This window comes from Actinokineospora sp. NPDC051303 (assembly GCF_055586285.1).
This window is the reverse complement of record NZ_JBVJIN010000011.1, coordinates 43,312-55,636: the sequence shown is the minus strand read 5'-3', so window position 1 is coordinate 55,636 and position 12,325 is coordinate 43,312. Positions and strand designations below refer to the sequence as shown.

Annotated in this window: 13 protein-coding genes; 3 read left to right on the top strand and 10 right to left on the bottom strand. The window is 71.9% G+C overall.

Going from position 1 to position 12,325, the window contains the following annotated elements; genetic code table 11:
* Positions 1 to 49 precede the first annotated feature (49 nt).
* From ACZ6SD_RS11290 to ACZ6SD_RS11280, 3 genes are read right to left on the bottom strand one after another with little or no spacing between them, the layout of a single operon-like run.
* A complete protein-coding gene (locus tag ACZ6SD_RS11290) occupies positions 50 to 736 on the bottom strand; it encodes a class I SAM-dependent methyltransferase (RefSeq protein WP_465316797.1) in 687 nt (228 codons plus the stop codon).
* A gap of 43 nt (positions 737 to 779) precedes the next feature.
* Positions 780 to 1,889, bottom strand: a complete 1,110-nt coding sequence (locus ACZ6SD_RS11285) for a glycosyltransferase (protein ID WP_465316796.1) — start codon at positions 1,887 to 1,889, stop codon at positions 780 to 782.
* A gap of 3 nt (positions 1,890 to 1,892) precedes the next feature.
* A complete protein-coding gene (locus ACZ6SD_RS11280; RefSeq protein WP_465316795.1) occupies positions 1,893 to 3,008 on the bottom strand; it encodes a glycosyltransferase family 4 protein in 1,116 nt (371 codons plus the stop codon).
* A gap of 188 nt (positions 3,009 to 3,196) precedes the next feature.
* Here ACZ6SD_RS11280 and ACZ6SD_RS11275 point away from each other — a divergent pair, with 188 nt between their 5' ends.
* The gene (locus tag ACZ6SD_RS11275; protein WP_465316794.1) at positions 3,197 to 4,027 is read left to right on the top strand and encodes an inositol monophosphatase family protein; all 831 of its coding nucleotides are present in this window, start codon (positions 3,197 to 3,199) and stop codon (positions 4,025 to 4,027) included.
* Positions 4,028 to 4,293: 266 nt separating this feature from the next.
* Positions 4,294 to 4,593: a hypothetical protein gene (locus ACZ6SD_RS11270; RefSeq protein ID WP_465316793.1), complete on the top strand. Its 300-nt coding sequence runs from the start codon at positions 4,294 to 4,296 to the stop codon at positions 4,591 to 4,593.
* A gap of 257 nt (positions 4,594 to 4,850) precedes the next feature.
* Here ACZ6SD_RS11270 and ptsP read toward each other — a convergent pair whose 3' ends face one another.
* Genes ptsP through ACZ6SD_RS11240 form a run of 6 tightly spaced genes read right to left on the bottom strand, consistent with a single transcriptional unit; the run spans position 4,851 to position 10,508 of the window.
* Positions 4,851 to 6,518 carry a phosphoenolpyruvate--protein phosphotransferase gene (ptsP, locus tag ACZ6SD_RS11265; protein ID WP_465316792.1) on the bottom strand — a complete coding sequence of 556 codons (1,668 nt, stop codon included), beginning with the start codon at positions 6,516 to 6,518 and terminating at the stop codon, positions 4,851 to 4,853.
* Positions 6,519 to 6,576: 58 nt separating this feature from the next.
* Positions 6,577 to 6,843, bottom strand: coding sequence for an HPr family phosphocarrier protein (locus tag ACZ6SD_RS11260; RefSeq protein WP_091453898.1), 267 nt, complete (start codon positions 6,841 to 6,843; stop codon positions 6,577 to 6,579).
* 22 nt (positions 6,844 to 6,865) lie between these two features.
* On the bottom strand, positions 6,866 to 8,338 hold the full coding sequence (locus ACZ6SD_RS11255) for a PTS fructose transporter subunit IIC (RefSeq protein ID WP_465316791.1): 1,473 nt from the start codon (positions 8,336 to 8,338) through the stop codon (positions 6,866 to 6,868).
* Positions 8,335 to 8,790 (bottom strand): fructose PTS transporter subunit IIA, encoded by a 456-nt coding sequence (locus ACZ6SD_RS11250; protein WP_465316790.1) that lies wholly within the window; start codon positions 8,788 to 8,790, stop codon positions 8,335 to 8,337. The genes ACZ6SD_RS11255 and ACZ6SD_RS11250 overlap by 4 nt, the downstream gene beginning before the upstream one ends.
* A 24-nt stretch (positions 8,791 to 8,814) precedes the next feature.
* Positions 8,815 to 9,756 carry a 1-phosphofructokinase gene (pfkB, locus tag ACZ6SD_RS11245; protein WP_465316789.1) on the bottom strand — a complete coding sequence of 314 codons (942 nt, stop codon included), beginning with the start codon at positions 9,754 to 9,756 and terminating at the stop codon, positions 8,815 to 8,817.
* Positions 9,753 to 10,508: a DeoR/GlpR family DNA-binding transcription regulator gene (locus ACZ6SD_RS11240; RefSeq protein WP_465316788.1), complete on the bottom strand. Its 756-nt coding sequence runs from the start codon at positions 10,506 to 10,508 to the stop codon at positions 9,753 to 9,755. The genes pfkB and ACZ6SD_RS11240 overlap by 4 nt, the downstream gene beginning before the upstream one ends.
* A gap of 203 nt (positions 10,509 to 10,711) precedes the next feature.
* On the opposite strand from ACZ6SD_RS11240, the gene ACZ6SD_RS11235 reads away from it, so the two are divergent.
* Positions 10,712 to 11,293, top strand: coding sequence for a hypothetical protein (locus ACZ6SD_RS11235; protein WP_465316787.1), 582 nt, complete (start codon positions 10,712 to 10,714; stop codon positions 11,291 to 11,293).
* A gap of 69 nt (positions 11,294 to 11,362) precedes the next feature.
* On the opposite strand, the gene ACZ6SD_RS11230 is transcribed toward ACZ6SD_RS11235, so the two are convergent.
* Positions 11,363 to 11,830 (bottom strand): hypothetical protein, encoded by a 468-nt coding sequence (locus ACZ6SD_RS11230; protein WP_465316786.1) that lies wholly within the window; start codon positions 11,828 to 11,830, stop codon positions 11,363 to 11,365.
* Positions 11,831 to 12,325 lie beyond the last annotated feature (495 nt).

The following is a 12,325-nucleotide window of genomic DNA, read 5'->3' as shown; positions in this document are numbered from 1 at the left end:
GGTCCACCCCATCTGTTCCACCCCGTCTGGTGCGTGGGGTGGTGGTGGGTCAGGGGTTGGTGGCTCGGTGTAGGGCTACTACGCCGAAGGTGAGGTTCAGCCACTCTACGTCGCGCCAGCCTGCTTGGGCTATTAGTTCTGCGACGGTGCGTTGGTTGTGCCAGTCGCGCATGGACTCGGCTAGGTAGCTGTAGGCCTCGCTGTTGGAGGAGAAGGGGCGAGTTGCCAGGGGGAGGCCGCGCAGGATTGTGTTGTGGTAGAGCCAGCGCAGCGGCTTGAGGGGGGGTTGGGAGACCTCGCAGATGACCAAGCGGCCGCCTGGGCGGACTACGCGGCGCATCTCGGTTAGGGCGGCGACGGTGTCGTTCATGTTGCGTAGGCCGAAGGCGACGGTGACCGCGTCGAAGGCGCCGGTGGCGAAGGGGAGGTGGAAGGCGTCCGCCGCCACGCGGGGGACGCCGCGTCCGGCACCGCCCTTGAGCATTTCCAGGGAGAAGTCGGCTGCTACGCACCACGCGCCGGAGCGGGCGTGTTCCACAGTGGACACGGCGGTGCCCGCGGCTAGGTCTAGGACCTTTTCGCCGGGGGACGCGTCTAGGACCTGGCGGGTCATCTCGCGCCAGCGGCGGTCGAAGCCGAGGGTCATGACCGAGTTGGTGCGGTCGTAGCCCTTGGCGACCTCGTCGAACATCTCGGCGATGTCGTGGGGATCCTTGTCCAAGCCTGCACGCGCCATGGCCGAAGCGTAAGACCTGCGCCGAGAGGGGCTCAGGACAGGCTCACGACACACTCAACGCGGTCAGCATCCCGCGCACCGACGTCGGCCAGTCGAACTCCTCCGCACGCGCCCGCGCCGCCGCCCTGCGGTCGGGTTCGGGCAGGGAGAGCAGGCCCTCGACCGCCCCGGCGAACGCGGGCGCGTCGTCGGGGACGGCCAGGCCGCAGTCGGGGCGGACGATCTCGCGCAGCGCCGACGACGCGGACACGACCACCGGGGTGCCCGACGCCAAGGCCTCCAGCGCGGCCAAGCCGAACGTCTCATGCGGGCCGGGGGCGAGCGACACGTCCGCGGTGGCTAGCAGCCGGGCCACGTCGGAGCGGTCGGCGACATAGCCGAGGAACGTCACCGGCAGGCCAGCGGCGCGGCGGCGCAGCGCGGACATCCTCGGGCCGTCCCCGGCGACGACCAGCCGCGCCCGGTTGCCCGCCGCGCGCAACTCGGCGAGAGCGTCCACGCTGCGTTCGACGTGCTTCTCCGGGGACAACCGGCCGCAGTGGACCAGCAGCATGTCCGCGCCCTCGGCCAGCTCGGCGCGCAGCGAGCCGTCATGCCGGGCCGGGGTGAACGTGGTCAGGTCGACGCCCAGCGGCACGCGGCGGACGTTGGTCGCGCCGATCCGGTCGAACTCCGCGCCCGCGAACCCGGTGGTGCACACGACCGTGTCGTAGTTCGCGGCCATCCGCCGGTTCGCCGCGTCGGCCGCGCGCCTGGCCAGCGCCGAGGGCAGCAGGAACTGCTCCAGCAGCCGGTCGAGGCGCTCATGCGAGATGACGACACTGGGCACGTTGTGGGCGCGCGCCCACCGGCCCATGCCGCGCAGAGTGAGCCGGTCGGAAACCTCCAGGCGGTCCGGCGCCAGCTTCGGCAGCAGCGCGGCCACCCGCAGCGGGTCGACCGCCCGGTAGCCGCCGGTGCCCGGGATACGCGGCGCGGGCAGCGTGATCCGCCGCACGCCGCTGGGCAGAAGCTCGTCGTCGGACCCGCGCCCCGGCACGACCAAGGTCACCTCGTGGCCGCACGCGACATAGCCCGCGCCCAAGTGGTGCAGCGCGGTGCGCAGTCCCCCCGACCGCGGGCCGTAGAAGTTGGCGAGCTGCACGATGCGCATGGCTCAGGCCGCCTTCGACCTTCTTCCCACGGTGACCTCGTGGTAATGGCCGAGCAGCTCCTCGCACACCGCGCCCCAGGTGCGGCTGAGCACGTCCGCCCGCCCGGCCGCGCCCATCCGGCGGCGCAGCAGCGCGTCGGTGAGCCGGTCGACGGTCGGGCGAAGCTGCGCGGCGAACTGGTCCGGGTCGAGCAGGAACCCGGTGCGGCCGTGGTCGACCAGATCGCGCGGGCCGCCGGCGTCCGGCGCGATCACCGGCACCCCGGACGCCATGGCCTCCTGCACGGCCTGGCAGAACGTCTCATGCGGGCCGGTGTGCACGAACACGTCGAGGCTCGCGTAGGCCGCGGCCAGGTCGGCGCCGCCGCGGAAGCCGAGGAACGCCGCGCCGGGCAGCCGCGCGCGCAGCGCGTCAGTGTCCGGGCCGTCGCCGACGACGACCACCCGCACCCCGGGCAGGCCGTTGAGCGCGGCCAGGTGCCCGACGCGTTTCTCCGGGGCCAGGCGGCCGACATAGCCGACGAGCAGTTCGCCGTTGGGCGCGAGCCGGGCCCGCAGGTCCCGGTCGACGTGCTCGGGGGCGAACCGGCGGGTGTCCACCCCCCGGCCCCAGCGGTGCACCCGGGGGATGCCGCGCTCGGTCAGGTCGCGCACCGCCGCCGTCGACGGGGCCAGGGTCCGGTCGGCGTTCGCGTGCAGCCTGCGGATCCACCGCCACGCCGCGCGGGCGCCCCGGCTGAGCCCATAGCTCGCGGCGAACCCGGCCACGTCGGTCTGGTACACCGCGACCGTCGGCACGCCCAGGCGTCTGGCCGCCCACAGCCCGCCAGCGCCGAGCACGAACGGCGAGGCCAGGTGCACCACGTCCGGGTCGAAATCGGCGAGGTCGGTGAGGATCTTCGGCGTCGGCACGCCGATGGGCAGGGATGTGATCACGGGCACGTCGACCGCCCGCACGCGGCGGACTTCCGCGTCGAGGTAGCGGTCGGGCCCGGCACCGGGGGCGATGACCATCGCCTGGTGCCCGCGCTGGTTAAGGTGTTCGAGGACCCGCAGGACGGAGTTGGTGACGCCGTTCACCTGCGGCAGGAAGCTCTCGGTGACGATCGCGACGCGCACACCAGGACCGTCGCACCCCAGTCCTGCCCTCCGGTGGACCGCTGTGTGACAAGGCGGCGAACGACACCGGAACTCCCGGGTGGGTACCGCCGAAGTGACCAACCAGTGACCAACCTTGGCCGTACGTGTCTCCGAAAGTCACCTTGGTGTCGCGCAACGGCCACGCGGTGTGGTCACTCTAGGTTGGTATGACGCTCTTGTCCTCCCGTTCCCGAAAGCCGGTGGAGCCTGGACTGCTGTCCCGGGCCCTGGAGGTCGCGGGCCGCCTGGCCAATGACGCGACCGATGTGATCACCGCGACCGCGGGGCGCGGGGCGAGGCCGGGGGTCACCGACTCCCCCTTCGACTGGGTCACCGACACCGACCGCACCCTGGAGCGCCACACGCGCCGCGTGCTGACCGCCGAGTTCCCCGGCATCCCGGTCGTCGGCGAGGAGTTCGGCGCCGACGTCGGCTCGGACGACTCCGAGTACCGCTGGGTGGTGGACCCGGTGGACGGCTCCGCCAACTACGTCGCGGGCGTCCCCTGGTGCGCCTACAGCCTCGCGCTGGTCGACGCGGAAGGCCCGGTCGTCGGCGTGGTCGCCGACCCGTACCGCTCCCAGATCTACGCCGCCGCCCGCGACCGCGGCGCGCGGGCCAACGGCGTGCGGATGTCACTCACCGACCGCACGACGACAGCGGGCGCGATCGTGTGCACCGAACTCGCGCGCAATGGCCCGTGGCCGGGAATGGGCGGCTTCATCGAGCGGGCCGCCGCCGCGCAGGCGGGCGTGCGGGTGCTGGGGTCGGCCGCGCTGTCGGTCGCTCAGGTCGCCCTCGGGCACGCGGCGGCGGCGGTGCTGCACAGCTACCACGAGTGGGATGTCGCTGGGGCCGTCGCGCTGGCCCTGGAGTCGGGGGCTGCGGTGCTGGACAGACGGGGCGAGGACGCGCCGCTGCCGGTGGACGGGCTGCTGGTCGCGGCGCCGGGGGTGGCTGAGCAGGTACTCGGATGGTGGCAAGAAACCGCGACCTAAGCTCATGCTGGCGTCGGATTCGGGATGCTGTTCTTTTGCCCGGATCTCGACGGAGGCGTCATGGGACCACTCGCTCGGCTGACGGCACGGTGATCGCGTACGAGTGCTTGGGCTCGGGGCCCGCGTTGGTGCTGGTTGGCGGTGCGTTCAGTGATCGTGAGTCGGCTCGTTTGTTGGCTGGGCTGCTTGCTTCGCGCTTTTCGGTGCATATTTATGACCGGCGGGGGCGGGGTGGGAGTGGGGACACCGCTCCGTACGCGCTGGATATGTCGGCTGAGGTGATCGGCACGATTCGGGATGGGCTGGGGTGGGAGCATCTGGTGGGGTTGGCGCATACGCTGCCTTATGAGGCGGCGATTGTGGGGAGTGGGGCTGTGCCGGATTTGAGTGGGGTTTTGGTGCCGGTGCTGGTGGTTGATGGGGCGGCTAGTCCTGCTTCGATGCGGGCTGCGGCGCTGGCTGTTGTGGGTGCGTTGCCTGATGCTGAGTTGGTGGGGTTGGTGGGGCAGACGCATAACGTGGATGTTGGTGTGCTTGCGCCTGTGTTGGCTGGGTTCTTTGGCTGATTGGTTGCTCGTGGTGTCTGCTCGATGGGGTGGAGTGGTTTCTTCGGGGCCCCTACGAAGGAAGATCGCCGTGTGAAAGACGGGTGGGAAGCCTGCGGCCTCACACGCGCAGCCAGCTTAGCGATCTTCCTTCTCCCCCGAAGAAACCACTCCACCCCATCGAGCACCTAGCAGCGTTAGGTGCGGTTGGCAGTCGGGCGGGTTCGCTGTCGCCGCTCCCATCGAGTGCCTGGCAGCTTTTCTCTTTCTCTTTGCTGTTAGGGGGTGTGGGCCAGGTGGGTGGCGGTGGCTCGGGCTTCGGCCGCTGTATCGGCTCGGAGGACTGCTGCTGCTATTTCTCGGCAGGTGTCGATGGTGTGGGTGGCCAGGGCCGTGCGGACGTCGGGGACGCTCACGGGGGCCATGGATAGGGAGTCGATGCCCAGGCCCGCTAGGACCAGGGCCAACAGGGGGTCGCTGGCTGCTTCTCCGCAGACGCCTATTGGTTTGGCGGTTGCTTGGCCTGCTCGGGCGGTGAAGGCGATCAGGTCCAGGAGGGCCGGTTGCCAGGGGTCCAGCAGGGGGGCCAGGGCGCCTAGTTGGCGGTCTGCGGCGAAAGTGTATTGGGCCAGGTCGTTTGTGCCCAGGCTGACGAAGTCCACTTCGGACAGGATGGCTGCCGCGCGGAGGGCTGCGGCGGGGATTTCGATCATCACGCCTACCTTGGTGATGCCGTGATCCCTTGCGGTGGCGGCGAAGTCGGCCGCTTCGGTGGCGGTGGCGACCATGGGGGCCATCACCCAGGGGGTGGCGCCTGCGTCTGCCGCAGCTAGGGCCAGGGCCTCCAGTTGGTCGCGGAGGAGGTCTGGGCGGCGCCATGAGGTGCGTAGGCCGCGGATGCCCAGGGCCGGGTTGTCCTCCGGGTCGGGGCAGGCGTAGGGGACGGGTTTGTCCGCGCCCGCGTCAAGGGTGCGGACGACTACTTTCCTGCCGTGCAAGGGTTCCAGGACACGGCGGTAGACGCGGCGTTGTTCTTCGATGGTGGGGGCTTCGGCGCGGTCGAGGAACAGGAACTCGGTGCGGAACAGGCCCACGCCTTCCAGGTCCAAAGACGCGGCGGTCTCCGCGTCGGCTGGGCCGCCTACATTTGCCAGGAGGGCTATGGGGTGGCCGTCGGCAGTGCGGCCGGGGCCGCGTTGGGTGGCGCGGGCGGCTCGGGCGGCGCGGCGGGCCGCCACGTCGTCCACCTCTGCTTGGGTTGGGTCGGTGACCACCGTGCCGTTGCTGCCGTCGACGACCAGGGGCTGACCGTCCACAAAGGAGCATGCTACGGGGCAGGCCACCACGGCGGGGATGCCCAGGGACTTGGCCAGGATCGCGGTGTGGCTGGTGGGGCCGCCGCGTTCGGTGACGACGGCCAGGACCACGGTCGGGTCCAGCAGCGCCGTGTCGGCGGGGGCCAGGTCCTCGGCGACCAGCACGTATGGGTGACCGGGGGCGGGTAGACCGGGCATGGGGAGGCCGAGCAGGTAGGCCACCGCGCGGTCGCGGATGTCGTCCAGGTCGGCGACGCGTTCGGCCATGTAGGGCCCGGCGTTGGCGAGTAGCTCGCGGTACCCGGCGATGGCGCGGTCCACGGCCCAAGCCGCGGGCACGCCCGCGTCGACCAAGTCTCTGACGTTCCCGGCGAGGGCTGGGTCGCGGGCCATCATGGCGGCGGCGGTCAGCACGTCCGCGGCTTCCGGGCCCACCAGTTTCGCGCGCCGCTCCAGTTCGGCGGCGGTTTCCTCCAGGGCGGTGCGGGCGCGGTCGCGGTCGTCCGCGCCGACCGGGGGGACCGTGGCGGGGAGGCGGGGCGGCTGCCCCAGGCGGGCGGCCGGGCCGGTCGCCACGCCGGGGCTGACGCCGATGCCGCGGTGGGTGGCGGTGTGCGCGTTCCTGCTCATGCCGCCACCCCGCAAACGTCGCGCCTTCCCGCGCGCTGGGTCCGTGCTGCCAGCTCGCTCATGCGTCGTGGTCCACTTCCAGCAGGGCCGCGAGTTCGGCCAGGGCGGCTTCGGCGCCCTCGCCCTCGGCGGCCAGCACGACCTCGTCGCCGCCGCGGGCGTCGAGGCCGAGCACGGACAGGATGCTGCGGGCGTCCACCGGGTCGCGGCCGTCCTTGGCGATGGTCACCGGGACCGGCTGCTCGGCCGCGGCCCGCACGAACAGTCCCGCGGGCCGCGCGTGCAGGCCCACCGCGGACGCGATCTTCACTCGGCGCTCGGACATGGCTGGTGGCCTTTCTGGTGGGCTAGGCGGCGGCCGGGGTGGCCGTCGTGGGGACGGGGGCGGTCGGGTTCTCGGTGCGGCCGATGGACTTGGCGGCCAGCACGCTGACCGCGGCGATGACCGTGCCGACGGCGATGGCCAGCAACACCAGCAGCGGCTTGCCGATCAGGCCGACGACCCAGATTCCGCCGTGCGGGGCAAGGGAAGTCGCGCCGACGGCCATGGTCAGGCCGCCGGTGGCGGCGCTGCCGAGCATGATCGACGGGATGACCCGCAGCGGATCGGCCGCGGCGAACGGGATGGCGCCCTCGGTGATGAACGACGCGCCGAGCAGCCAACCGGCCTCGCCTGCCTTGCGCTCGGCGTCGGTGAACAGCTTGCGCCGCACCGTGGTCGCGAGCGCCAGGCCCAGCGGCGGGACCATGCCCGCCGCCATCACCGCCGCCATCGCCGCGGACGGCGTGCCGGAAGCCAGGGTGCCGACGGCGAAGGTGTAGGCGACCTTGTTGACCGGGCCGCCCATGTCGAAGGCCATCATCGCGCCCAGCAGCAGCCCGAGGCCGACCGCGCCCGCGCCGGTCATGCTGGTGAGCCAGTTCGTCAGGCCGGTCTGCGCGGCGGCGACCGGGGAGCCGATGACCAGCAGCATGATCACGCCGACCACCGCGGTGGACACCAGCGGGATGATCACCACGGGCATCACGGCCTGCAGCGCGCGCGGCAGGGTGACCCGGGTCAGGGCGTAGGCGACGGCACCGGCGAGCAGGCCCGCGAGCAGGCCGCCGAGGAAGCCCGCGCCGGTCGCGGTGGCGAGCAGGCCGCCGACGACACCGGGCACCAGGCCGGGCCGGTCGGCGATCGCGAAGGCGATGAACCCGGCCAGGATCGGGACCAGCATGGAGAACGCGACCGCGCCGATCTTGAACAGCACCCCCGGCACACCCGCGGTGGCCAGCAGCTGCGACAGGTCGGTCACGCCTGCGTAGGTGACGCCGCCGAACGTGCCGCCGTTGACCTTCGAGGCGACTTCGGCTCCGCCGAACAGGAATGCCAGCGCGATCAGCAGCCCGCCCGCGGCGACGAACGGGATCATGTAGCTCACGCCGGTCATCAGCCACTGCCGCAGCCGCGTGCCGACCCCGGCCGACTCATCCACTTTGGACACCAGCACCGGAGCGGGCGCGGAGTCCGTGTCGGCCCGGTCCACGGCCTGCGCGATCAGGTCGGCCGGATTGTTGATGGCCTGCTTGACCCCGGCCTGCACCAACGGCTTGCCCGCGAACCGGTCGCGGTCGCGGACCTCGACGTCGGCGGCGAAGATCACCGCGCGGGCGTCGGCGATGTCCTGCGGGGACAACGGGTCCATGCCAGCGGACCCCTGGGTTTCCACCAGTAACTCATGTCCGGCGGCTTTGGCGGCCTGCTCAAGGGACTCGGCGGCCATGTAGGTGTGCGCGATGCCGGTCGGGCACGAGGTGACGGCTACGAGCTTCATCGGTCGATCACTTCCTCGGTGACAAGCTTGACGACCGCGGCGGCGTCGGCCGCGGTGGCGAGAGCGTCCTTGAAGGACTGGTGGACGAGCCTGCGGGCGAGCGCGGCGAGGATCTTCATGTGCTCACCGCCCGCCCCGTCCGGCGCGGCGATCAGGAAGATCAGCCGCGCGGGCCCGTCCGGCGCGCCCCAGTCCACGCCATTGGCGCTGCGGGCGAAGGCGAGCGACGGCTCGGCGACGGCGGCGGAGCGGGCGTGCGGGATGCCGATGCCGCCTTCGAGCCCGGTGGGCATCTGCGCCTCGCGGGCGGTGACGTCGGCGAGGAACGCCTCGACGTCGGTGACCCGACCGGCGGCGGCGAGCCGTTCGGCGAGCGCGCGGGTGACCTCGGCGCGGTCGTTCGCGGCCAGGTCGAGCAGAACGAGGTCTTCGGTGATGAGCGGCATTGGCATCTCCGGTTTCCGGTCAGGGGTCGGTTAGGTGTCGCTGAGGGCGGTGGCGGGGTCGAAGGCGGGCGAGCAGCGCACGGCGGCGCGGTCGAGTTCGGCTGGGGTGGGCATCCGGCTGCCGGGCAGGCTCGCGGCGGCGGCGCCCCAGGCGACGGCGGCGGCCAGCGCGTCGGGGCCCGCGCCGCCCGCGGCGAGGAAGCCCGCGAGCAGGGCGTCGCCCGCGCCGACGGTGCTGCGGGTCTCGGCGACGGCGCCGTGGGCGTGCCAGGCGCACTCGGCGGTGACCAGCAGCGCGCCCTCGGCTCCGACGCTGGCGACCACGGCGGGAACGCCGCCGTCGAGGACCTGGCGGGCGGCGGCGAGGACGTCGCCGAGGGTGCGCACCGCGCGGCCGGTCAGGTCGGCTAGTTCCTCGCGGTTGGGTTTGAGCAGGTCAGGGCGGGCGGGGAGGGCGGCGCGCAGGGCGTCGCCGCTGCTGTCGACGGCGACCCGGACGCCCTTCGCGCGCAGGCGGGCGGTCAGTTCGGCGTAGAAGTCGACCGGGACCCCGGGCGGGAGGCTGCCGCAGAGCACCACCCAGTCGGCGCCTTCCGCGGCGTCGAGGGTCGCCGCGGCGAGGCGGGCGGACTCGGCGGGAGTGAGCCGGGGGCCGGGCTCGTTGAGCTTGGTCGTGGTGCCGTCCGCCTCGGCGATGGTGATGTTGGACCGCACCGCCCCCGCGATCGGCACCTCGACCACGGTGATGCCCGCGGTGGCCAGCAGCGCGGTGAGCTGCACGCCTTCCGCGCCGCCGGTCGGCAGGACGGCGGTGGCCCGGTGCCCGTTGGCGGCGAGCGCGCGGGCCACGTTGACCCCCTTGCCGCCCGCGTCGAGCAGCGCGGACCGGGCCCGCAGGACCGCGCCCCGGCGCAGGCCGTCGATCTCGACGGTCCGGTCGACGCTCGGGTTGGCGGTGACGGTGACGATCATGCCCGCACCACCGTCGGCCCGGCCGCGATGAACTCGGCGGCTTCCTCCGCGTCCAGACCGTCGTCGGTGACGATGGTGTCGATCTGGTCCAGCGTGGCGAAGCGGGCGAAGCACTCGGTCCCGACCTTGGACGAGTCGACCAGCGCCACCACCCGGCGGCCCGCGGCGACCATGGCCCGCTTGACGGCGGCCTCGGCCTGGTCCGGGGTGCTCAACCCGCGCCCGCTCAGCCCGTTGGCGCCGAGGAAGGCGACGTCGACGTAGAGGTCGCGCAGGATGTCGAGGGCCCAGACGTCGACCCCGGCGAGGGTCTTGCCGCGCACCCGGCCACCCAGCACGAGGACGTTGACCCCTCGGGTCGCGAGCGTGATGGCGATGGGGAGAGCGTTGGTGACCACCGTGAGGTCGCGGTCGGCGGGAAGCAGATCGGCCAGCCGCGCGGTGGTGCTGCCCGCGTCCAGCAGAATCACGCCCTCCGCGGGCAACTCCGCCAACGCGGCCTTCGCGATCCGCTGCTTCTCCGCCGTCGCCTCGGCGTCCCGGGCGGCCAACTCCGGCTCGAACCGCAACCGCTCAATGGGAATCGCACCCCCGTGCACCCGCCGCAACACCCCCCGCTTCTCCAGGGCGTCCAGATCCCGGCGCACGGTTTCGGTGGTGACCCCCAGGTCTTCGGCCAGCACGGCAACCTCCACCCGCCCCGCCTCCCGGGCCCGCTCCGCGATGAGCTGCTGACGTTCCGGCGCGTACATGGCGTGAGATTCCCTTCGTTTCACTGTGGTTTCACCTTTGTACGTCTTTGTTTCGGTGGAGTCAAGGGTTACCAATGGGTAAACTCAGCGGGGGAGCCACGCTGATGAGTGACGCCCCGGCCGCCGGTCCGACCCAATGTGTGTCTCGTTCACCTTCGCGCGTGAACTACCTTCGGTAGTCAGGTGACGCGGGGTTCCAATGGGTGTACGGGTCGCACCACAATGTGACGGCCGCGGTCATGCGGACGATCGCCGAGCAACTCGGCGACGCCCGCCTGCTGGTCGGCGGCTTCAGCATGGGCGGCCTGGTCGCCCGCTCGCCGGGCCCGGCCCAGCACCAGGGCCGCGTTCAGCCCGGCGGGTGCGCCGCCCACGATCACCACGTCGAACACTTCGGAATCCGTCGCCGGGGCGTTGCGGGGCTCGCCCGCGTCCACCACGGCCACCGTCCGTCCACCAGCCCGGTCGTGACCAGCAGCCGCCGGGCGCGCAGCTCCCGGTCGCCGACGCGCACGAGGAAGCCCGGCACGCTGGAGACGTTCGGCATCGCGGGCGACCGGCTCAAGGTCACCGGCAAGGTGACGGTCGGCCACCGCGCGGTCGGCTTCGTGCCCACCGTGAGCGCGGTGGCGGTCCGCGACCTCCACGACCCCTACACGGTCGTGGACGAACTGTTCCCGGAGGAGAGCGAGCTGGACGACTTCTTCGTCGCGGAGAAGAACGAGCCGCACACCAAGATCACTGCCGCCATCGCCGAGTGGATCCTGGACCGGCTGCCCGACTAGGCCGGGCACGCGTGACACGGGGCAGGCCCATCACCGGGAGTGCTGGGCCTGCCCCGTGTGCCGGTCGCGTCAGGCCAGCCGCAGCCGCCGCTTCTTGCGCTTGCCCGCGATGCCGGTCGGTCGCTGGTCGGACACGGGGATGTGCCTGGCGTGGAACTCCCGGTGGATGTCCGCGTCCACGACCAGGAGACCGCAGTCCGGGCACGCGCCCACCGACGCCTGCGGCGCGGTGTGGCCGCCCCCGGGTGGTTCGAGGGGGTCGACCAAGTCTTTGACGGCGACCCAGCGGGGCAGCCACTCGCCGCGGACGGTGTCCTCGGGCAGTCGGCAGCCCTGGACGAGCAGGGCCTCGGCGACCGTCCAGGACGGCAGCGCCTTGCCCTCGAAAGCTCGGTGCAGGGTCGAGAACGACGTGCTGTGGTCCATCCTGCGGACCAGTTGACGCAGCGGCAGGTCGCCCGCGTCGCGGCGGGCGCGACGCAGCTGGTAGGCGAAGTCGGCGATGGCGGCGGCCAAGTCCTGGTTGGGGTGTGACATCGGCAGTCCTCCCTGTCCGCCCCGTGGGGTCCCGCAAAGGGACCCCACGAGGCTTGACTTGCCCTACAGGTGAGCCCGCACGAACGGCGGAGTGCTGCCAATGGCCTCGACGATGACAAGGAATGCCTTGAGCTTGTTACCCAACGTCGCACCCACTCTCACTCGTACCCATTTGCGCTGGGTGTGTGGACTTTCGAGGGTTTCCACCGGACGCGCCCACTGGCATGGAACGCGACCACTGCCCAGAATGCCAGAGCGTGCGCCCTCCGCGCTACCACGTCGTGCGCCTCGCATCGCCGAAAACGTCCACTATGGACAAGAACTCGGCGGGGAATTTCCTTTTTTGGTCACCGAAGAAGGATGGTGACGGCGGAAATTGGAATGGGTAACGGCCGGTCGGGGAGAATGTGAACCGCTACCGCGCCGCGCTGGTGGCGGAATAGCGAAAGGCTCCCCGCTGCCAGACGAGGAGCCTTCCTGATCCCGATACCACAC